The organism is Photorhabdus sp. RM323S (genome assembly GCF_042879375.1).
Taxonomy (GTDB): Bacteria; Pseudomonadota; Gammaproteobacteria; order Enterobacterales; family Enterobacteriaceae; genus Photorhabdus; species Photorhabdus tasmaniensis.
The window spans coordinates 1-20,885 of record NZ_JBHFKZ010000063.1 but is presented as its reverse complement, the minus strand read 5'-3'; the positions used below and the strand labels follow the sequence as shown (position 1 = coordinate 20,885).

At 44.4% G+C, this 20,885-nt stretch carries 29 protein-coding genes and 1 pseudogene; 4 read left to right on the top strand and 26 right to left on the bottom strand.

Annotation, left to right across the window (positions count from 1 at the left end; genetic code table 11):
• The first annotated feature begins 135 nt into the window (after positions 1-135).
• A complete protein-coding gene (locus ACGF7G_RS19415; protein WP_133812605.1) occupies positions 136-438 on the top strand; it encodes a type II toxin-antitoxin system HigB family toxin in 303 nt (100 codons plus the stop codon).
• Between the two features lie 3 nt (positions 439-441).
• Positions 442-813: a type II toxin-antitoxin system HigA family antitoxin gene (locus tag ACGF7G_RS19410; RefSeq protein ID WP_133812604.1), complete on the top strand. Its 372-nt coding sequence runs from the start codon at positions 442-444 to the stop codon at positions 811-813.
• A gap of 455 nt (positions 814-1,268) precedes the next feature.
• Here ACGF7G_RS19410 and ACGF7G_RS19405 read toward each other — a convergent pair.
• From ACGF7G_RS19405 to ACGF7G_RS19395, 3 genes and pseudogenes are all read right to left on the bottom strand, one after another.
• Positions 1,269-1,661 (bottom strand): annotated as a pseudogene (locus ACGF7G_RS19405) (ORF6N domain-containing protein); the annotation flags it as partial.
• Entirely contained in the window at positions 1,654-1,989 is a 336-nt protein-coding gene (locus ACGF7G_RS19400) for a hypothetical protein (RefSeq protein ID WP_133812602.1), read from the bottom strand. The pseudogene ACGF7G_RS19405 and the gene ACGF7G_RS19400, both read right to left, overlap by 8 nt.
• 65 nt (positions 1,990-2,054) lie before the next feature.
• Positions 2,055-2,210 (bottom strand): Arc family DNA-binding protein, encoded by a 156-nt coding sequence (locus ACGF7G_RS19395; RefSeq protein WP_157890154.1) that lies wholly within the window; start codon positions 2,208-2,210, stop codon positions 2,055-2,057.
• A 120-nt stretch (positions 2,211-2,330) separates the two neighbouring features.
• Between ACGF7G_RS19395 and ACGF7G_RS19390 the strand changes: the two genes are divergently transcribed.
• Complete coding sequence (locus tag ACGF7G_RS19390) at positions 2,331-2,573, top strand: Arc family DNA-binding protein (RefSeq protein ID WP_387467677.1); 243 nt, start codon at positions 2,331-2,333, stop codon at positions 2,571-2,573.
• Positions 2,574-2,626: 53 nt separating this feature from the next.
• Here ACGF7G_RS19390 and ACGF7G_RS19385 read toward each other — a convergent pair whose 3' ends face one another.
• The 19 genes from ACGF7G_RS19385 to ACGF7G_RS19295 form a co-directional block, all read right to left on the bottom strand.
• Positions 2,627-3,124 carry a hypothetical protein gene (locus ACGF7G_RS19385; protein WP_387467675.1) on the bottom strand — a complete coding sequence of 166 codons (498 nt, stop codon included), beginning with the start codon at positions 3,122-3,124 and terminating at the stop codon, positions 2,627-2,629.
• Positions 3,125-3,180: 56 nt separating this feature from the next.
• A complete protein-coding gene (locus tag ACGF7G_RS19380) occupies positions 3,181-5,082 on the bottom strand; it encodes a hypothetical protein (protein WP_387467673.1) in 1,902 nt (633 codons plus the stop codon).
• A gap of 114 nt (positions 5,083-5,196) precedes the next feature.
• Positions 5,197-5,490: a phage tail assembly protein gene (locus tag ACGF7G_RS19375; protein ID WP_387467671.1), complete on the bottom strand. Its 294-nt coding sequence runs from the start codon at positions 5,488-5,490 to the stop codon at positions 5,197-5,199.
• A gap of 14 nt (positions 5,491-5,504) precedes the next feature.
• Positions 5,505-5,873 carry a phage tail tube protein gene (locus ACGF7G_RS19370; protein ID WP_387467669.1) on the bottom strand — a complete coding sequence of 123 codons (369 nt, stop codon included), beginning with the start codon at positions 5,871-5,873 and terminating at the stop codon, positions 5,505-5,507.
• Between the two features lie 9 nt (positions 5,874-5,882).
• The gene (locus tag ACGF7G_RS19365; protein ID WP_387467667.1) at positions 5,883-7,382 is read right to left on the bottom strand and encodes a phage tail sheath subtilisin-like domain-containing protein; all 1,500 of its coding nucleotides are present in this window, start codon (positions 7,380-7,382) and stop codon (positions 5,883-5,885) included.
• On the bottom strand, positions 7,382-7,564 hold the full coding sequence (locus ACGF7G_RS19360; RefSeq protein WP_387467665.1) for a DUF2635 domain-containing protein: 183 nt from the start codon (positions 7,562-7,564) through the stop codon (positions 7,382-7,384). The genes ACGF7G_RS19365 and ACGF7G_RS19360 overlap by 1 nt, the downstream gene beginning before the upstream one ends.
• A gap of 16 nt (positions 7,565-7,580) precedes the next feature.
• Entirely contained in the window at positions 7,581-8,126 is a 546-nt protein-coding gene (locus ACGF7G_RS19355; RefSeq protein WP_387467663.1) for an ATP-binding protein, read from the bottom strand.
• Positions 8,123-8,467 (bottom strand): hypothetical protein, encoded by a 345-nt coding sequence (locus ACGF7G_RS19350; RefSeq protein WP_387467661.1) that lies wholly within the window; start codon positions 8,465-8,467, stop codon positions 8,123-8,125. Before ACGF7G_RS19350 ends, ACGF7G_RS19355 begins: the two co-directional genes overlap by 4 nt.
• Before the next feature lie 2 nt (positions 8,468-8,469).
• Positions 8,470-8,847 (bottom strand): hypothetical protein, encoded by a 378-nt coding sequence (locus ACGF7G_RS19345; RefSeq protein ID WP_387467659.1) that lies wholly within the window; start codon positions 8,845-8,847, stop codon positions 8,470-8,472.
• A gap of 1 nt (position 8,848) precedes the next feature.
• Positions 8,849-9,904: a major capsid protein gene (locus ACGF7G_RS19340; protein WP_387467657.1), complete on the bottom strand. Its 1,056-nt coding sequence runs from the start codon at positions 9,902-9,904 to the stop codon at positions 8,849-8,851.
• A gap of 107 nt (positions 9,905-10,011) precedes the next feature.
• Positions 10,012-10,413, bottom strand: a complete 402-nt coding sequence (locus ACGF7G_RS19335; RefSeq protein ID WP_133812587.1) for a head decoration protein — start codon at positions 10,411-10,413, stop codon at positions 10,012-10,014.
• Positions 10,413-11,021, bottom strand: coding sequence for a hypothetical protein (locus tag ACGF7G_RS19330; protein WP_166296240.1), 609 nt, complete (start codon positions 11,019-11,021; stop codon positions 10,413-10,415). Before ACGF7G_RS19330 ends, ACGF7G_RS19335 begins: the two co-directional genes overlap by 1 nt.
• Before the next feature lie 3 nt (positions 11,022-11,024).
• Positions 11,025-11,873: a S49 family peptidase gene (locus tag ACGF7G_RS19325; RefSeq protein ID WP_133812585.1), complete on the bottom strand. Its 849-nt coding sequence runs from the start codon at positions 11,871-11,873 to the stop codon at positions 11,025-11,027.
• Positions 11,873-13,513 (bottom strand): phage portal protein, encoded by a 1,641-nt coding sequence (locus ACGF7G_RS19320; protein ID WP_387467654.1) that lies wholly within the window; start codon positions 13,511-13,513, stop codon positions 11,873-11,875. Before ACGF7G_RS19320 ends, ACGF7G_RS19325 begins: the two co-directional genes overlap by 1 nt.
• Entirely contained in the window at positions 13,513-13,776 is a 264-nt protein-coding gene (gene gpW / locus ACGF7G_RS19315; RefSeq protein ID WP_133812583.1) for a gpW family head-tail joining protein, read from the bottom strand. The genes ACGF7G_RS19320 and gpW overlap by 1 nt, the downstream gene beginning before the upstream one ends.
• Before the next feature lie 122 nt (positions 13,777-13,898).
• The gene (locus ACGF7G_RS19310) at positions 13,899-14,165 is read right to left on the bottom strand and encodes a hypothetical protein (RefSeq protein ID WP_133812582.1); all 267 of its coding nucleotides are present in this window, start codon (positions 14,163-14,165) and stop codon (positions 13,899-13,901) included.
• Positions 14,166-14,174: 9 nt separating this feature from the next.
• Entirely contained in the window at positions 14,175-16,154 is a 1,980-nt protein-coding gene (locus ACGF7G_RS19305) for a phage terminase large subunit family protein (protein WP_387467651.1), read from the bottom strand.
• Complete coding sequence (locus ACGF7G_RS19300; protein WP_387467649.1) at positions 16,126-16,710, bottom strand: RNA polymerase subunit sigma-70; 585 nt, start codon at positions 16,708-16,710, stop codon at positions 16,126-16,128. The genes ACGF7G_RS19305 and ACGF7G_RS19300 overlap by 29 nt, the downstream gene beginning before the upstream one ends.
• 344 nt (positions 16,711-17,054) lie before the next feature.
• Positions 17,055-17,714, bottom strand: a complete 660-nt coding sequence (locus tag ACGF7G_RS19295; protein ID WP_387467647.1) for a hypothetical protein — start codon at positions 17,712-17,714, stop codon at positions 17,055-17,057.
• A gap of 623 nt (positions 17,715-18,337) precedes the next feature.
• Between ACGF7G_RS19295 and ACGF7G_RS19290 the strand changes: the two genes are divergently transcribed.
• Positions 18,338-18,823 carry a hypothetical protein gene (locus ACGF7G_RS19290; protein ID WP_046396267.1) on the top strand — a complete coding sequence of 162 codons (486 nt, stop codon included), beginning with the start codon at positions 18,338-18,340 and terminating at the stop codon, positions 18,821-18,823.
• A gap of 316 nt (positions 18,824-19,139) precedes the next feature.
• Here ACGF7G_RS19290 and ACGF7G_RS19285 read toward each other — a convergent pair whose 3' ends face one another.
• The 4 genes from ACGF7G_RS19285 to ACGF7G_RS19270 form a co-directional block, all read right to left on the bottom strand.
• Positions 19,140-19,343, bottom strand: a complete 204-nt coding sequence (locus ACGF7G_RS19285) for a hypothetical protein (RefSeq protein ID WP_387467645.1) — start codon at positions 19,341-19,343, stop codon at positions 19,140-19,142.
• A gap of 9 nt (positions 19,344-19,352) precedes the next feature.
• Positions 19,353-19,619 (bottom strand): hypothetical protein, encoded by a 267-nt coding sequence (locus ACGF7G_RS19280; protein WP_387467643.1) that lies wholly within the window; start codon positions 19,617-19,619, stop codon positions 19,353-19,355.
• A 229-nt stretch (positions 19,620-19,848) separates the two neighbouring features.
• Positions 19,849-20,457: a BRO family protein gene (locus tag ACGF7G_RS19275; RefSeq protein ID WP_387467641.1), complete on the bottom strand. Its 609-nt coding sequence runs from the start codon at positions 20,455-20,457 to the stop codon at positions 19,849-19,851.
• 182 nt (positions 20,458-20,639) lie between these two features.
• Positions 20,640-20,885 (bottom strand): lysis protein (locus tag ACGF7G_RS19270; RefSeq protein ID WP_387467639.1); only part of this gene is annotated, 246 nt, incomplete at its 5' end.

The following is a 20,885-nucleotide window of genomic DNA, read 5'->3' as shown; positions in this document are numbered from 1 at the left end:
TCTATCAGACAAATAAAAACACACTTAAACTAAATTAGACCATCCTTGGCTTCGGGGGTTGTAACCTTTTAAGCTGCCTGTGCGGTAGTGAACAAAATACTTGCATCAGTCCCAAAATGGGACTATCATAACTTTATGAAAATTATCTCAGTCAATACATTAAAGCAGTTCTGGGAAATCTATCCCGATGCTGAACAACAGTTGAGAGCTTGGGTTGACGAGGCCAAAAAATCCGTATGGAAAAGCCCCGCTGACATTAAAGCGCAATACCGCAATGCGAGCATCCTGAAAAACAGTCGCGTAGTATTTAATATTAAAGGAAATAGTTATCGTCTAATCGTTTCCATTTTTTATCCCATCGGCTGGGTGTACGTAAAATTCATTGGCACACATAAACAATACGATGCCGTAGATGCCAATACCGTAGAACCGGAGTAAACAATGAATATTAAACCCATTAGAACAGAACAAGACTATCAAGAAGCATTAAAAGCTATCTCACCGATGTTTGATAATCAGCCCGAACTTGGATCTCACGAATTTGATTATATGGAAGTCATGGTTTTGCTGATTGAAGCTTATGAGACTGAACATTTCCCGATTGACCCACCAGATCCAATCGAGGCCATAAAATTCAGGATGGAGCAATCCGGGTTAACAGCAAAAGACTTGGTGCCAGCTATCGGAAAAGTAAATCGTGTTTATGAAATACTTAATCGCAAACGTAGCCTTACGCTGCCGATGGTATGGAACTTACATAAAATGTTCGGGATACCTGCGGATAGCTTAATAAAACCGGCAAAACACGTTTAGTATGATGGCTCAAATCTGAGCCATCCTTATCTTTTGAGTTAATATTTCCAGCTATTTTCCATGCTCATGAAGTTTTCTCTGTGAATGATGAGATAACCGGCTTTTTGAGCTAACTCCATGAACGTGTTTAACGTCAGTACGTGGCTATCAGGGCGAACTATTTGACAACTATCAACCGCATTGTTACACATCGTGATTAGTATCTTGCCGTTTTCAGGGAACTGGATGCCGTTTAAAGATGGTGAGGTCTCTTTACCAAGATATTCACCCTCAAGGACTAACTTGTGAACATACTCAACAGCTTCGGGGATTTTCTCCGCTGGCAATTGATCAATGCTAGAAACGTTGAAACGCTGATGAATGAAACTATAAGCTTCTGGATACATCAACCCGCGCTTACCCACAAGCATATTTACAGCGTCACGTAACGGAGTGCGTTCGTCTGTTGTGGTTTTAGTGGATGTTGCCATTATATCTTTTTGACTGAAATAACAATCTTCCAGTTTTTCGAAAACATCCCATGCTTTATCCGTATCAAGCATTTTAGCATGACGAGCCGCTCCGCGTTCGGTCCATAAAGTTAAGCTTCGGGCACGTTTACCGATTAACTGAATGCCGCTTTCAACAGAGTAGCTTAAAGATACTCTGTTTTTAAGCTCTTGTAATTCTTTACCTTTTAGAATAAAGAAATGTTTTCCTTCGCTAAATCTATCAGCATTTCTAGCGTGGTTCTGACGAATTCGTACAACATCTGTTGTATATAGTTCTGCCAGTAACTCAGTTGTGATTACTGGAATACTGTTATGAATGATAGCCTGGAGGTTTTGGGCTGAAATTTGATTAGTCATTGCTGACTCCTTGTATCTTTTTCGAAGAGAAACCACATGATGGTGCCGGGAGGTTCGAAACGGCTACAAGTACCGCGGACTTATTCCCCTTTCGGGTGTTGTATTCGTCGCCCTCCCGACCTTGATCGGGGTGTGGCCGCGCACTGCGTCCACTGAATGACAGACATAAAAAATCCAACGCTAACGGGGTTGGTTTGATCCGCTTGTAAGAGGTTTCGAAGCCTCGTAAACGCAAGATAACTCCAGAGAGTAATCCTGTCAACAATATTTCTTGCTGAAAGAATGTATCAATAGTGTTATGCATTTCATTAATTGCTATACTCGTCATGTCGGTTTTCCTCTAAGATTTCCGGCTACTATAAGACCCCATTGGTGCCAGCCTTTGGGGTTTTGTCATTCTGGGATTACTATCCCTTCATTTTTTAGCGATTCCTTCACTCTCCGAAGAATTTCCTTACTCAAAGATCTATCACCCGCATCAGCTATCGATTGAAGAATCTCTTTTAGCTTTGTCGGCATCCGAACAGATACTGGTTCAGCTACTTTCATTAACATCTCCTTTGTATGCTTTTGTATGTGGTATGCATACATATTAATTAGGTACGCATTGATAGTCAATAGGTACGCACTTAATCTATCTTGTAGTTAACTGAATAATAGAAATCCATAATGACCAAGCGACAATACAAACATCCTCAAGTTAATTTAAGACTTCCTATTGAATTAAAAGAGGAAATGGCAAAGATTGCTGATAAAAAAGGGCGATCCCTTAACACCGAAATGGTTGCAGCCATTGAGCATTGGATTTCTCAAAACTCAGATATAGCTCACAAACCAAGCATAGAAGAAAGATTGGTTTCTATTGAGTTGGATGTTGAAAAAATCAAAAAACTGATAGAAATCAATAAATAGTTGATATAAATAACCCCGCTTCGATGGCGGGGGTTTTTACTGAAAAAGTGCCTTCATTTTGCATTAAGATCAATGCCACAATCTGAGACAAGTTTATCTACAGCTTTTGTTGAACCAGCAACATCGCCATAGTATGACGACTTGGCATCAGTCCCGGGAAGAACTATTCCAATTAAAAATTTAGATTTTGCATTCTTTAACTGAGATAGAAGTGAAATAATACCAATTCTGTCATTGCTGGCTATCTCCATTGAATTATCATTTCTTCTATCCATTATTGCATCAAATTTTACTATGTCATTGGAGTCAATCTTAATCATAAGATTCATTGGCGCTTTCACACTTTCAGTTTTTTTGTCTTCTTCGATGTATGAAATAGACAACTCTCCATTATCACAATCAAAACCAATAACACCAGATGAATTGGATAATGTTCCCATCATAAATGATTTTTTTTCATTAAAGATATTTTCTTCTGACCTAGTTATCCACTGTGCATTCGCAACACATGAAAAAATTAGTAAAAAAACACAAATAATATATTTACTCATAAATAACCTCTTTATTTAATCAAATTGACTAATCATTAATCAAATTTATCATAAACTCAAGGATATTGCATTGATGTTGTTACCCTGCCACCAGCTTTTGATGAAAACTGCTGGCGTTCTCCGGTCTTACTGTTGACTAGTGTAATTTCAACTTGAAACTTGTTTTCCCCTATAGCGGTCTGAATTGCCTCAGCCATGCTCTGAGCAAGTTCGCTATTATTTGCTTGATTGGCAAAAATAGAGGGAGGTCTGTTGGATGCTGCGTTATCCGATTCGGGCGGTGCGGATTGATTCATTATGCGTTGCTGGCTTAGATAATATTTATCACGCAAACCCTGCCAGCGCGGGTCAAAGATGGCAGCAGTTATTGCATCTGTAATCTCTTTTTCACTAAATGGTTGTTGGCCATGATTTTCTTGTTTTATCATGGCGTTAATCAGTTTTTCCAGCACTTGAGGTTCATGTAGATCTAAGGGCTGGCTAGCAGGGTAACTTGTTTCTCTTGACACGAAATTGATATATGACTGGGTATTATTTCTATCTTTTCTTGGTGCGTAGGTGCTAATTATGCTATTTAACGTGTTTATTTTTCTGTCACCGTAAAGCATTAGTTGACGAGCTAATGCCGCATTCCCATCATGACTATTAGCAAATTTGACAAATGTTCCACTTTGCCCCCTAACATATCCAATACCGTTTGGCGCATCACGTACATTGCCGGGATTATTGTTTCTCAAACCGAATGAATCCTTTACTGGTTTTCCGTAAGGATCTGGGTATTTCGGGGGTTCTACTTTCGACGGTTCTGGAATCTTAGGTGGCTCAGGTACTTTGTTACCAATAGATTTTTCTTTGTGATTTGGGAAATAATACGCATTTAATTTTTTAATAAGGTCTTCGGATGCATATGTAAGTTTTAAATCTAATGATTCTTTCCATGTTAGTGTGTCTTTGAATTTTTCATCTTTTTGCGCTTTTTCCAAAAGCTCCTTTTGCTTACCTCCAGCATTAAAATTAAACAATGAAAAGCCAGATGTAACCCCATCTGTCACTGTTCTATCCAGAACTGAAAGCACTGTTTGCCCCGGATCTGAAAGCCAAAACTGATTTTTCCATTTTTCTGTATTACCCTCCCATTTTGCTGATATTTCATTTAACTGGGAATTAACTTTAGTTAATTGCTGATTCAGACTATCTGGAACGGTCAATCCGAACTCATCAGACTTAGCCAATAACTCTTTAAGCTTGGCACCATCTCTCAATAGAGCCAATGTATGTTCATCAAGCCCAAGAAAATCCGCGATTGTCTTTTGTTTATCAGAAGAGTATTTAGGAAACGCTTTAGCTAATTCTTGAATGGTTTTATACACATCCGCAGTACCATCTTTATTTTCATAGATATGCACCCCCATCCCGTTCAATTGAGCTAATTGGTTTGCATTTCTAACCTGTAGCGGCTCATTGAAAGATTTATATAACCCCTCTACAGAATTAAAAGCATCATCTGCGCTTGCTCCCAGTATCCGCATAGTACCAGCCAATCTCGTGAAATTTTCGATACTCATTGCGGAATTTTTAGCGCCTACATTTATCTTATAGGCTTCTTTCCCGGCCTCTTTCATTGTCTGATAGGCTTTTGTTACACCGTATGCTACCAGTCCAACACCACCTAGTTTCTTTGCTATCCCGCCGTACTTTGTTGCCAGTTCGCCAAAATTCTTAAGTGGCGGCACCATGTCACCGATATGTTGAACATTGTCTTTGGCATAACGTGACATATCCCGTAATTTAGTCCCGATATTTGCTACGCCGTTTGTGGATTCAGAACCACCAAGTTTCAGCCCTTTTTTGGTCTTTGCTAGGTTGGGATTAAGGCCATTCAGCTTCTCATTGATTTCATCAATCACTTTCGTGACATTCTCATCAGCGTTCAGCTCAAAATCGAAAGCGTTAGCCATCACTTCGCTCCTTACTTATCCGGTTAGCTTGTTCGGCCCACCACTCAAGCCGCGATTGAGTTAAGAGCCACGCATCACGCGGCCCCCACTTGTAATAAAATGTGATGTCAGCAGCTAATTGCTGCCAGTTATTGAGCGCTTCGAGTCCAAAAAACCTAAAAGGAACTCCTGACACTGACTAAAGTCACTGATTGCCATTTTTTTCAATACTGACTCAGGGACGCCAGATACCAGAGAAATCAACAATCGCATGGGAGGCAACGAACTTGCTGATTTACTTTGCACTTCATAAAACTGTTCAACCTGAATCAACACTGGCTCTTTCAAATCAATCTGCTCGTAGCGGACTTTGCCGTCATTGCTTTCAATTGGGGTGTTTAGTACGATAGTTTTAGTGGTTTCTAACATGTTGATTCTCCAAATTAATTTTCAGTTACCGACGTGCCTTCCCAGCGCACTTCAAATGTTGCGTCTTCACTATTGACTTCCTGTGTGTTAACGGTCCACATACCCTCACCGATGATCGTCTTACCGTTTGCCAGTTCGGCAACGATAGTGACATTAGTCTGATTGTTAAAGTCAGCAACAGTTGTCCCGCCACTATCACGGACCTTGCATGAGATGAAGCCCGCCTGCGGTTTTTCTTTGTAGCCGTGCACATAATCCATGCCGGTCAATGTTTTGCGGGTGACAGTTGAGGGACTCCATGTAAAGTCCCCCGCAACCATAATACTGATGCCATCGACGGTGACATAAGCGGTACCCGCCAGCCGTTTTGATGTATTTGCCATTTTTTTTCCTTATGCTGCCGGTTGTAAGCGGAATTGGTTAAGTAGCGCAAAGACACGTAACTGATTGATGAGTGTACCTGTCCACAGGACGTCGATTCTGTTCGGATTTTGTGGATTGATATCGACAATCAGCCCGTTCGCAAAGCTCTTCGAATCTTGCACATAGCCGTTGTATTCCAATGTCCGGTACTGCGCGATAAGCTCCGCGCGGATAACATTCGGCGTCACAATTGCTGAACCCGGCGCATAGCGGCTGGCGTCTTTCACTAGTTTCATCCGTGCAAATTTGCTCGTGATTTGAGTGCGGATATAGCGCGTGACGTACATCAGCAAATACAACGTCTCAACTTCCAGATAGCTATCGTCATTATCGCCAAAGCTATTCTTTTGATAAGTCGTGATGATGTTTTCGACCTGAATTGTGCCGTCATCAGCAACCGTAAACGTTGAAATCCCGCTGTGTAACAGATTGTTACGTTCGATTAAGTCAAGCTGGTCCTCAGATGCCGGAGCTAATACGCCACTTACGGGTAATGTCTGTAGCGGCCTACCGGGGTCGTTACGTAAGCTTGGAGCAATCGCACCCGTCAACGCCGCAGCCCAAACGTAATTCGGCGTCGGTGATTTAGTGACACCCAACAATGTTTCATGCTGATAATTTCTTTGCTCACCGAAGTTAGCCAGCTCACCGTATGCGCCACTGATCGCACTAAATGAATGACCGTAAAGCTGCTGTTCCCACGACCATCTCCCGACCGTATCAGACAAAAACGCTTTCACATCATCAAGAGAAGCGGTATCAGTGTATGGGTTGGCAATAAAATCAAAGGAACGGTCCTTGAGATTGCCTAATGCGTTTTTAAGATCTGGCGCACCCGCGCCGCCTGACATCTGAGTGATTTTCAGTTCCATACCTGCGGGAGTAAATTCACCGCCCGACTGACCCCGGTAGTTCAGCCGTAAATCAATACTGTTACCGGCAGAGCCTTTGTTTTTCGCAGTTAACGTCACGGTATCCGCAGCGTCGTAAGTGACAGCGGCGGTAACAGGCAATGTCACTTTTTTGTTAATCGCGTCTGACAATGCAGTAGCGACTTGCTCGGCTTTGTCTGTTGCAACTACAGTGACTTGCACACGCTGACCGCCGATATACAGCGAGATAACGCCGGTGTCGGTTGCCGGGCTGGAGACTTTTACACTGCCTTTCGCTGCAACAGTGCTATCAGCATCGCTCAAGGGAAGAACCCAAATTTCAGCGGCTTGATCATTAGCGAAATAAGCTTCGGTCATGCCATGCAGCATCGAACCATTGCCGTATAAATTAGCAACTTGGGCAGCAGAAGAAACACGCTCCGGGATATCGGGTTTTGCTGTAGACGTACTCAACATCTGACCGATGATCAGTGTGCGCTGTGTCGCAATTGCGCTATTCGCCATCGAATTATCAAATTCGACATAAAAAAGCGGTGCCCGAATGTTATTCGGGACGCGTGAAAAGGGTACGGCCATTATTCATTCTCCTTGACTGCCGCCTTTTTAACTGCTTTTTCGGGCTGACATATTTCAACGTCACCGTCTTTTAAGCGACGATGCCAAAAAATGTTACTGGGTACTTCGGTGCAAGATTCGGGCAAAAATTCGCCCTTGACGGGATCGCGTACGCGCCGCCCAATAACGGGTTTTACAAACATGGGTTACTCCTGAGAATTAATTCGGAAAATTAACTCGAAAATGAGGTTCGGGGGTGCCGGGAGGCATAGCGATTGTGACGTCCATTTCGTCCAGTTCTGCGGCTTCGATTTCGTAGAAATCCTCGGGGCCTTGGTAATATTCGATATCCAGTTCCATTAACAGTTGTGCTGTATGGCCCTCGCCACTGGCATCAATATCTATTGTTGAACGTATCTGTTGATATTGTTGCGTCTGACGAGTGAGTTCATAACTGTTAATGACCGCTCGCTCTATCTGTTCGCGTAACAGTTCGAGAGACTCCTCTGCTTTAACTGCCCCATCGTCTTCCGCTTCGCTATCAAGTTCCTGCAATCTACCGGTAATGCGTACAGTCGTAACCGTATTGAACTGGGGTACATTACGTCCCAGTGAATTTTTGACGTCGATGGGAGTTTGAACAAGAATGACTGGATACATATCTTCCGTTGTTGACCAGTCGCGTGGTGAATAAACCCGCGCTTCTGCGTCTGTCTTATGTTTGAGCGCGTCAATGACTAGCGCCCTGATACCGGCTGCGTTCATGATTTCACCTTATTAAGAATGAGTTTTGTCCCACCGTGACTGTCGGGCTGAATGTCAGCCACGGCAAACAATGTGTTGACAGATACGCCGCCCACAACACCAACAAATACCCGATCCCCCCTTTTCGGCAGTGCCTGAAACTCAGCATCACGCACCCCAAGTACGGGAGATGTGGTATTGATAGTGCTAGTGTCATCTAATGATTCGACTGTTTGAGTATATGCTCGGTCAAAAATACCGTTTATAAAGTAGGGTTTTCCACTCGATGGCTTATATTCAACCATATCACCGAACACGTTGTGTAGCGGCTCAAGTAAATGCTGGTCCCAATTAATCCCCATTATCAAGCCTCATGACTGATTTTAACGCCATCATTGACCGTAACAGTTGGGCCATGTTGAATAAGGGCTTGTTGCCTCAGTTTGTTAACGTCAGCAACAACCCCCAATTCAATCAAGCGATCCGCGTCTTCCGGGCTTAGAATCAGTTGCACGAGCTCTTTGTATTCTTTGCCGTTATGCTTAACTGTTTGGCCTTTCAGCACAACAACGATTGCCTCACCCTGATTATCAGCAGGGTTTTCATCGTCAGTGTCAGGAACAGCGGGATCTTCTTCCACTGTTTCTATCTGATAATCCGGCAATTCTTGACCATCAACCATTAATTCAGGCGGCAAGCCGCCCAGTTCGTTTTCGGTTTCTTGTTGCTTATTTTTTGCCATATCACACCACCGTCGCACACAACGAAGCATTTACCCGGCTTGGGATAACAAGCGGGGACGATTGTGTCATCAAGTAACGCTGCGCCGGGTCGGGATTTACCCAGCTTTTTGGCGCATAGGCCAAAGGTCCGTATGTGAAGTCTGGATCAAGAATCAGGCCGAACGCGCGCGTTCCCATCAAATCCGCACTTGACATAATAACTGTGCCATCCGGCAGCATCGGTTTTTCAACATTATCAATCGGGTCAATAAACCAATCATTGTATAACCAGAGATTGAAATTACCCCAAATGCCCTTAAATACAGCCCCTTTTTGAACTGTTGGGCCGATATTCACCTGATTACCAAACGGGTTCAACGCCGGGAAAGTTATTGCAGTATCCTTGATAGACGTATCAAGACGAAACGCTTTCCATGATGAAGATGTAAAAACCAAATCAGTTGGCACTGCGCCAGACTCTTTCAGAATTAACGTCTGCCAGACTTCAATATCGTCACTCGGCTGCGTGTTTGTTGTTCCCGCAGCGACTTTAGTCGGCCATTTGTCTGAACCACTTAATGTAACAGTTAAGTTAGATGAACGACCGAAATCAATCACGGTAGTTGGAAATCCATCACCAACAACTGTAATTTGTGATTTGACCAAAGCGTTAGCAGCCATCCACTCTAAGCGCCGGTTAATCATGTCGATTTGATCGGCCATCTCGAATTGTAAATTCAGCATTTCGCGTTCTGCTGCCGTGTACTCACCGCCAATGCGTTCCCCAATTTGACGCCGAATGGGTTTGCGTAAATCCGGAGCACGTTTATCTTTGATATACGCAGGCTTGAATGTGTTTGTCTGGTATTTACGGCTTTCAACCAGCTTTCCTTCAACAAGCGGCGAAACAAATGGCGACATACGGCGCTTACCAATGTCAACATCAATAGACACTTCCTCAGTTTCATAAGTCACTAAATTTGGAAAGAAACGGTCCAACAACCAGTTTTGACTAGTAATCAGATTCGGAACAATTTGTACCAGAACATTCGTATCGTAAATATTAATGTTACTCATGCAATATCTCTATGCAATGACTGGCAGCCTGGGCTGCCAGCCTGAATTTAAAACGAGCGCATTCCTGCCGGGTGAATGGCATTAAATGCAATAATGGGGTAATGAGATTAGGCTATCGGAGCCTGAATACTATCGCGTATGAAAATAGCAGAAGGACGTAACGCAGTTTTCAGATCTTCAAGTGTCCAGCTTGCATCAAAAATGAGTCTGTGTTGGTTAAATTCACCCATCAGATAAACACCGCAAGTCTTTGATTCTGTTGTTGTATCAACATCATCAGCGAGAATAGCGACGGGTTTCTCTCTGCCGTCTGTGCCTGTTTTAACACTCAACACATACTCTTTTAATTCAGTGATAAGCCCTAAAACCGTTCCTCGTTTCAATAATCCCACTTTTGCAATTGTCACTGTGTCAGTCACTAGTTGCAAAGGACCGGAGACTAGCTGATCGGGAACAAACATTGTTGATGTCATGCCCGGCGCAAATGGGTTTTGTCCGATTTGTTCCATTATTTTTTACCTTTTACAGAATTATAGAGACTGGTTGCATTAGCAACAATAGCCTCAACAGAGCCGCTAGCGGGTTGTCGGGCATCAGGCCCTAACCTGACTTGTTGTGCCTGTTGCATACGCTCATCTAACGAAGCGCGACGCGGGGCTGTTGCTGATCCCGTTAATGCTAAGGTGCTGATCGCTTCACGTGCTGACATGCGAGTATTGAACGCTAAATGCGCGGCCATGTCCGGTCTGCCCGCAGCATGTTTACTGCCGAAAATAGCAGCGCATCGCTTACGTTCGGCTCGGCGACCTTCTTCTTTATCGTCATTCTCTTCGGCGTCCGCATCATCATCGTCATCATCAGCGCGACGGGATTTAGCCTTTTTCCCTTTTTTAGATGATTTATCCTTATCTTTGTCGTCATCTTCCTCGGCATCAGGATCATCTTTGTCATCCTCATCAGCCTTGGTATCGTCATCTTCATCTTCGGCGTCTTCTTCGTCGCGGTCCTCTTCTTCGGCACGACGCGATTTCGCTTTTTTGCTTTTTTCTTTGTCATCATCATCTTCTGACGCTGATTTTTTGATACCCAATAAATGGGCGAAACTCAACTTAGACATGTATTAAACTCCTGATTCTCTCAGTAATTTTCGGAATGCAGCATCGGGAGTGATAACCTCGTCTGCTAATCCCAGACTGACACCCTCAGCGGCTAAAAAACAGGCTGCCTGAGTATCGCGAATAGTTTTTTCAGAAATGCCCCGATTGCGGGCAACCGTACTCACGAACAGTTTTCCCATCGCGTCTACGTCATCCTGTATTGCGTCGCGGGCCTGTTCAGTTAGCGGAACGTACGGGTTGCTTTCTGCTTTACGGTCCCCATAAGTAATTATTGTCACTTGCAAACCATCCTCTTTAATACGCTGCGACCAGTCGCAGTGAATGACAATTACGCCGACTGAACCCACACCTCCGGTGCGCGGGACATAGATTTTGTCTGCGGCACTGGCTAACGCATAAGCAGCGGAATAAGCGGCTTCGGATAAAATGGCATGAATGGGCTTTGTTCCTCTCGCTGAATAAATCTCGTCTACCAGATCAAAGCATCCCGCCACTTCCCCACCGGGTGAATCAATATCCAGACAGATACCATTAACTTCGGGATCATACAGCGCGGTAAGAAAAGATTGTCTGATACCGTCGTATCCCGTCATACCACTGTATGGACGCAAACAACCGAGTTTTTGCACTAGCGTTCCTTGAATCGGTATCACTGCAATCCCTTCCACAACGTCATAACCGGCATCGTTTTTAGGACGTGAAAAACCACCGTCATCGTCCCAATCCGACATAGCGTTAATTCGCGTGATGCCGAACCGGTCAGTCAGCGCAGCCATTACGACTTCGGCTTTGCGCGGATGTAGCGCTAATGGGGTGTTAAATAGCCGTTGTGCTAAATGTGGTAAATTCATTACTCCACCTTGGGATCTTGAATAGTTTTATCAGCGGGAGTATCAAGCTGGGCCCAGCTGGGCGGAGTTAGTCCGCGTTCTTTAAATGCATCGAGTTCACGCTTACGCTGATCGAGCATCTCTTCCCAGTCTTCACCGGCGTTTTCAGCCGCTTCCATTTCTAACGTAGATAAACCAGCATCCATCCCAAGAATTGCCCCCTTCTTCTCCGCGACAGGATCTACCCAACCCCGGCCCGGCCCCATCCACTGCGCACGGCAATAGGCGGCCCGCGCTTCAAGAAAGTCTGGTGCACCGGTTGGCAACGGTAAATCTTCTGTGTCGTGAATTTCTTCAATAAATGCGGTCAGAATGGGTTGAGCAAAGCCAATAGCGAAATCCGCACGACGACGTGTTAGCGTCTTGCCGGATTCTAACATGGCTGAACGTGACGAACTGTAGTTCACATCAGACCAGTCTTGCGTCACTTGCTGAGTAGATAACCCGGTTGCTGCCGCAATATTACGCAATGCCGCACTTTCGAAGCCTTCAAAGTTGCTATGTGGCCGTGCTGCATTCACGGTATTGATACGCTCGCCGGGGTACAGGATTGGGAGCCGCGCCCCGTTTTGTAATGATAAGCGGCGGTCATTGTGAAACTCGACGCGTCCCTGTTGATATGCGCCCAGATTCTCATCTTCACTTTCACCCAAGGCCGATTCAACTAATGCAGGATCATACGGGGATTCAATATAAGCGGCGAATATCGCATTGAGTATTGCCGCTTCAAGTTCTGACTGATCATACTTAATCAGCATTTTCAAACGCTGAACAACTGGCGTTAAAATGCCATTGCCCCGGTGCTGTGCTCCGCGTTCATGATCAAAGTCGTGGACGACATGCGGCCTACCCCACGGTGTTTCACGCGGCACACGCTCCCACGTCGTCGTTTTTGCACCACTCCACCAGTCGCCAATGTGGGCTTCCCTGATATGGTAAAACACAGGTGCGCCGTCGTCGTCTATCTCTACACCACCGCGAATGTGAGGCATATCAAAATTTTGTTGGGGGTTGCTGAGTCGGTCAGGATCAACAATTTGAACCGTTGTTGCATACCGCCCGCGTCCGGGGCCTAACCTGTCTGCGCGGTACTGTAAAACGGCGAGCGCATCACCGTCTAACAATTTATGCCTGAATGCCAGACGCAACATCTGTGAAACTGTCTGCTTGCGCTCAACGTCACAATAACGCCCCGGATCATAAGCCCATGAGCGCCAGTGTGCTTCAACTACTTTTCCGTATTCATCAGCCCATGTTGCATCAAACGCTTTATTACCGGTCACCAGCGCCAGCATCCGATAATCAGGCTTAATAATAGGCCGGAAATTAGCACCGACTGCATTATCAAGAACCCGGGTGATTGCACCACTAGCCCAACCATCATTACGTGCCAAATCACGGACACGCGAAACAATCCGGTCACGATAAATATTGATTTCATTGTCAGGTGACCACAGTGCAGGTTGCCAGTTCGCAAGCTGATCACTAGATGAATCAGCTGCATCATACGGTACCCGACTGCCACCAACCAACATTGATAGTTTTTGTCTAGAGGGTGGCAACGGTTGACCGTCCGGGCCTAAAATTCTCACTGTATTCATCAGAACCTAAACCTTACTGGCCTGCGCGGCCTTGCTACGATACCCAGCTGGGCTTGCAAGAGCTGAATTAGTGCCATCAGATCGGCAATGCCTGATTGCTGATAGGACACTGAGCGTGTGCCATCACCCTGCGTGTATGAAAACGAAACGCCGCGTTGCCCGGATGCTAAGTCAATATATGCCTGTTGTGCTTTCGTCAATGCGTCTTGAAGTTGCTCGCGCGTCATTGCACCAGCAAGCAAGCTCGTTTTTGGATTAAACATAGTGATCCTTATCAGGAAAATGGCTGTCCGTATTTCAGGGGCCACTATAATTAGTGGTAAATATGAACCGCTTATTTAAAAAGGGGGGCAATATGTCAATATTTGATGATCACGAAATAGAATTACCCGCATGTCCTGAGTGCGGCATCAAGACGAAAAAGAAAATCAGATGGCTCAAGAGTCATCGTTATTTCATTTGTCGCTGCGGTAGTCGGATTAATATCGACAGTAGCAAGATGACAGCAAAGATCAGGAGCGTTGAGAGCAAACTTAACAAGCTGTTTAAATAAAGCTATATCAATCACAATTTTGTTTAATGGTAAAACTAGCCTGTCTATATCATCAGTACAGACAGGCTTTTGATTTTTATCGGGAACATTAAGTTTCATATATGATACCTAAGACGGCAAAAGTTGAGACATACGTTTTCGTTTCTGCTTTTCCGGCTCTTGAATAATGACTCCGGGATATTGCAGGCTGATTTTTTCTTCCGGCTCTGCGGGCGCTGGCAATAATCGGCCCGGATTTTCTGTGATGCTTGTGACTAACGCATTCAGTTTCAGCCCCATGTGTAGCAGTCCACATAACGCCGCATACGCATAAACTCTACAGTCCAGCGCTTCGTTTGCACGGCCCGGTAATTGTTCCCAGACTCGGAAACGTTGCCCGCCCGACTCTTTTAATACAGAGCGCTCTGCTAACAGTTGGCTGAAATAATTCAGGTCTCTGTCTGCCGGAAAGTGCATATAACTGGCTGACGCCTCACCGGGCAGCGGGGGATCGATATGTAACCGGCCACGGATAGTATCTTTTGCCGCATTAACACCAAGAATAATGGGCTTAAAACTCGACTTGGTGCGCGGTGTAGGTTTTTTTGTCGGCCAGACCGGGGAGCGTTTGCCGCCCCGTGCCGATTCTCCCTTTATAGCCCATATCCGGCGACCAATTCTAGCCTTAGAGAACTCATAGACTTGTTGGGTATGGTGTCCGCCAGAGTCCATGCAGGCCGCCATGATCGTAAAACCACGCCCGTCAGCCCGCCGCCATATCTGCTTCAGGTAGGCATCTAATCGTTTCCATGGTTCATCAGTTTCCAAATCACCCTCAATCACATCGTAAGCAATTGACCAGCTTTCTTCATTGCGGCCCCACCCGACAATTTCAATTTCGAATCTGTCATCTTGCGTATCAATACCCGCCGTCAAAACAGCCACGCCATCAGGGACTTCTGCCGAAAAAACTTCACAACGTTCTAATAACCGTTTCTCACTGAGTGCTTTCTCACCCCGATCTTCATAGGGTTCACCCAGAACTAGGTTAATAAATGTCTGACGCATCAATGGGTCATTTTTTACCCGTAACCATTCCGCAACTAAGTATTTCCACGCGGCGTTCGGAAACAAACTGTATCCAGCCCAGATATGAAATCCGGCATGACCTTTAAACGGCTTCGTTGCCTGCCACTCTCCGCGCTTCACCATGCCGGCTTTTTCGTTGTGATGGATCACACAGCCGTTGTGACGACAAACATAGTAAGCCGTGTCCGGTAAACCATTACCGTTCTCGTCTTTGTCCCACTTGATCCCGTAGGGGGTGTCTGGGCCGCCCCATTCAAGAACTTGATATTCATTGCAGTGTGGGCAAGGAACGTAATAATAACGCTGGTCACTATCGCCAAATGATTTTTCAATACGGCTAGTGCCTTTCACCGTGGGGGTTGAACCCAGCACAATCTTTCGATTCCAGAACGTTTCAGAACGCTTTGTACCTAGTGCTATCTGATCACCTTCAACCCCAGCCCCGCCAGACGGGTACCCATCTACTTCATCAAACAAGATGATCCGACATGTGATACGACGAAACCCGCCAGGACTGTTGGCCCCGACAAGCGTTAAGTTGGAGCCATTCAAAAACGTCTTTTTCAAAATTGTCTGATTGCTGCTTTTGGCTTTTGGATCACCCGATATCTCAGCTAACACAGGGGTATCACGCAACATTGGGGCAATCTCAGTCTTACTGTAGTCTTCCGCATCTTCAACACGAGGTTGCACTACAAGAATCGGTGATGGGTCATGCGCAAGATAATAGCCGACAACGTGATCCAGTATTTTTGTATAGCCGACGCGAGCCGATTTCATGACAGAGACATAAGTAACAGCCGGGTCCGTGATTGCATCCATCATGCCATCTTGATATGCAAAAGATCGGAATCTACCCGTTTGGGCACTGGTCTCTTTTGAGAGTACAGCGTATTTATTGGCCCATGCACTGAGTGATAGCGGCTCAGGAGGCCGGATATCAGGGCGGCGCTTATATAATTCTTGTGTGAAATTTTGCCAAGCGGGGGCGTTAGTTTTCTCCTCGTTGTTTATTATCAAGGCTTAATTCCTCCATTGCCTCGTAAACCACTTCCTGTAACGCTTGAACAAATTCCGTATCATTAGTGGTAGAAGCCAATACACGTAAACGCGGGCCGTGTTCTGGAGCAATAGCAATCAGACGAGTGCGCATTCTTGAGTACTCTTGTCCAACAGCCTCGATCATGTCTTTATACGGCAGTACCTGACCGGATTTAATTTCGTACTCTAATTGAGTAAGCAACGCGAGAAAGTTTTCTTTTAACGTCCGAGCTTCGTCGAATGTCATCGTTGCGCCCTTTTCGGCGATCATCCGCTCAACAATTTTTGCTGGTGACTCAGTGCGTCCGCTGTCAGATTTGTTACCCCGAGATCTGTTACCTGACTTGTTACCCTGTTTGTTACCTTCGATTTTATTGTCAGTCCGGGTAACAGATTTGCGATATCGCTCGACGTTAGCGTTTGACGCGTCTACATCGATGTCATCACCGTCCAGAACCAGCCAGCCGCGTGCTTTCCACTGTGTGACGGTCTTACGGCTGACGCCGTGCAATTTTGCGAATTCTGACTGATTCATTTGTCAATGTTACCTAAATTTCAAAGACTTATAACTAGTGAAACATCGCAGCGCGCAATGCCCGTGTAATATCAATTACTTAGGAGGGACCCGTTCAAATTAAATGAGAATAGATTGCATTAACTGATGACTGTCTCTGATTGTGTTATAGGATCTTTACTTACTTCAACCTGCACAATGCTCCTGATTCGCCTGTAAACCTCATTACACATTACCCCTCCCAACTCGTGAGTAACTTGGCATTTGCATAACTCTTCCCTTACTTCATCGACAACTCTTTGAGCATCCTGTTGGGTTGGGAGAGTAACTTTTACATTTAACTCGTACATATCAAATCACCCTGGTTATTTGGCTGTCTTGACAGCTTCATCCAATGCCTGACTCATGGCTTGTGGCATTAATGCATCAGCCATCTTTCGGGCGCGTTCCTGATAACCGAGAATCGGGGTAACAGGTAAAGCATCACCGAACCGAATTAACAATTTCGGTGGTCTTTGTTTTTTCCTCTCTCTGCGAGTACCGTTGGGGGAGCGCTTTAACCGCTTTTTGCCCTTCTTGCCTTTTCTGCCTTTCTTGCGTTGCCACACGCCATCCACACTATTATGTTCGCTGGTTGTTACTTCTCCGATAAAGACATCCGGCTTGGCTTTTAACTGTTGCAACTTATTGCGCGGTAAGTTGCCATACTTGTTTAATTTAATGTTCTTCGGGTTTAATAACGCACTGCTATTAAGTTTATGCACCCCGCCTATCTCAAATGGTGTGAGATAACTTGCTGCTATATCACGAACAAAGACTTTGGCTTTCAGATTATTCTTGCTCGCACCGACTGAACCAACAGACTTAACAGTAAAAGGAGTGGGATTATCCAGCTTACGCTCAATTGCTTTTTTCTCAGCTTGTTCAATCTGACGTGCAACTTTTGTTAAAGCCTGTGCGGTAGCAAACGGAACTTGTTTCTTGATTTGAGTCAATTTATTAGACAGTTCTTTTAGTCCAGCCATTTCATTTCCTCAAAGTAAAAAGGCCGCTGAAGCGACCTTTAATAAAGATATCAATACAATCTAACGCCTACCACAGGATTGAGATACGTTCGACAAAGCGAGAAGAATCCCACCTTTTAAATTAAAAAATCCCGATTTGTTGTTACATGGCTTACACATTGGCACTATGCGCACGCCTTGCACACTTTCGTTTTGAATATGTGCTCCAACTTCCGCTTTATTACTACAACCAGACACGGAACATTCTGAAGGCCAAGACTTCTCAGTCTGACCCATCCAGTGCTCCATCCATGATCCACAACCGCAACTTAAATTAGATGTGCCATTCCTATTTTTCCAATTTTTAGATGTTATCAATTGTCTTCTCCTTACAATAATTAATAAAAGGAGATATAAAATAACCACAAAGAGATCGTTTTTTCAACAAAAATAATAAGTAAAATTAATAATAATCAATTAATTAAACTATAATATTAATAACAAATCCTATCGAGCCACTATTGAAATAGCGACTGCAATATGAGCCCGCTTTTAACCACCTCGCCTGATATGGTTCTGTTGTACCCCTACAACGAGAAATCATCTAGAATTAACTCACCCCTACAAAAGTGAGAAATATCAATATGGATAATTACCCAAGAGAAATTCAACGTGAATTACTTGAGTTACTAGCCGACCCTGAATACGGCGGGTTTGATGTTTATGAGTACCGAAATTTTATAGATAAATTTTCAAGTGAAAATATATTAATTGCCAACCTTGAATATCTAATAGGTCATGGGCTAATTACTGGCAGAGTAAGCAAGGAATTAGTAAACCCAAACTCGATAAAAATAACATCTAAAGGAATCGACTTTCTCAGCGATGATGGTGGCTTAGGCGCTATTTTGAATGTAACGGTAGTGAAATTTCATGACGATACAATAGAAAAAATAGCCCAATTTATAGAGTCGTCTGCTCTCCAAAAACAGGATAAAGAATCCTTTTTGAAGCAACTTCGAACCCTTCCCGCAGACGGAATAAAACATTTGATGACAAAGCTAATCGACCTTGGCCTGGCTCAAGGTCCTGCCGCATTTCAACTAATTTCATCAGTGCTCCAGTCTTAGAGAACTCATCATCATCTCTTAATTTTGTAAATCGCCCATAGCCAATTTCTTTTGACAGGAGAACCCAAAAGTCCTCCTGTTCATCGGTGTGTATGAAAAAACCATTTTTATGAAAGTAAGCGCTGTATATCGTTACAGATAACTCACCCATGCCATTAATATGCATATCAGCCCTCACTGACATTTCCAAATCGGAAACGGTTGTAATCAGAATTTCCTGCTTCCCGGCTTGATAAATCCCCGGCATTTTAAATACTACACAGGATTGAATCACTACTATTGAGCACTCTGTTAGCAGAATGCTCTGAATGAGTGACTAGTCTTCATCTGCTGGTGAAATCTCATCTTCATCAAACCAGCCTTCTGTCGCGCAGCCATCTGACGCACGATAGCTGATCCAGTAGTTATTGATGTGATTTATATACTCAGCACGACCTTTAATTTCACCTACTTCAATGCTGATGTTGATTTTGACCGCTTGGCCTAATTTGTATTTGAAAACTTTAGTATTTTCGCTCATACCTACCTCTTAATATTTTAGTAACTTCTCTTGCTTACCCTGAAATTCGACTTTTGCCATTGCGCCTGTCGCATAGATAGCGCCAAGTACAAACCAGCCTTGATATACAACAAAAATGACAAAGGCCGTGTCAGTCAGTAAATCGTAATATAGGAATGTTGTCGGAACGTGCTTGTACTCTTTAACGAGCGTATCCCTGCCAAACATTTGCGTGATACCAATAAACAAAAAGGACGCGATCATTGCGTCCAATGTGATTGAATAGATGTATCTCATTGATTTCTCCGAGGTCCTCACTTTAGGAGCGGCTTAACTGAGCTGTATTTACTCGCCCAAGCCTTGGCTATGTGAAGACAGTCATCAAACATCTTGCTCTTACGGCTTGCTGATGTAGCTCTTCGATAGTGATCGACTGCTTTGTCACTTGCCATGCCTGCTATAGATGAAGAAAAGCCGAGTCTGGTTAACTCGGCTTGAACATTATTAGCTATGAACTGTTCGTGATTCATGTCTGCGGTTCTCCGTCCGGGAAGTCATCAAAGCCGGGCAAAGTAAGCTGCGATAATTCCAGAATAACTTGCTTGGCCTTGCGGAGTTTCTTTAGATGACGCTTGCGAAGATTCATCATTTCACTACCCGGCCTGCCAAAGTTGCTATAAGACCACTTATCAGCGGCCACCAGCCGATTTTGCATTTCACCAAGTGTCAGTGACTTTAAGCTTTCCATGTCCATCAAAGAGAGATCTGTCTGATTCTCCTTGTCTGCTAAATCCAATAGCCAGCGACGAAGTTGTTTAGCGACTTCTGTATCAGCAAGCATCCCTAATAAATGCGCTCCCCGAACAGAAAAAATCCTAACTTTCTTACGAAGATTACTGTAACCCTTTGATTTTCCCGTGGGGGTCAAATTGGCCTCCTCGGCATCAATGGGCAGATTCACAGTCGTAGTCATGTCTTCCGAGAACTCATCTTTATTTCTCTTGTATAGCTTGTTGACTGATTTATCATCTTCGTATTCCAGTAGCTTGGTCATTTGTTTGCCGGTAAACCAGATTTTCCCATCGCCATTATCGAAAGGAACAATAGTGTGATTTTTGAAAGTTAATGTGTTCATTTGCGTATACCTGCTATTTGAAATGAACCCTTGCCACATTAGGAAACCAGCCCACCGAGGCTCGCCAGCCATAGCCGGTATCCTCAAGAGCTCATTTCAAATGGATCAGGTTCGGTGTGATTAGTGGCGCAATGTGGTGCGCAAAATACGGATATAAAAAAGCCCCGAATTAAACGAGGCTGTTACTGACATTGAGTTTTGATGTAGTCCTGCAAGTACTTAGTTTGCTTTTCGTTCTCAACAATCATTCTTCGGAGATCGAAATAATCTTGTTCAGTTGCCGGGTTAAATCGTGGGGCTCCTGCATGGCCCATGCTGCCGGAGGAACCGGTTTCGCTTTGATTACAGGTTGCCGCGATACGCAACCGGCGACGACCAGCGGCAACATCAGACCTAAGAACATCAATTTCAGATTTGGCATTGGCAAG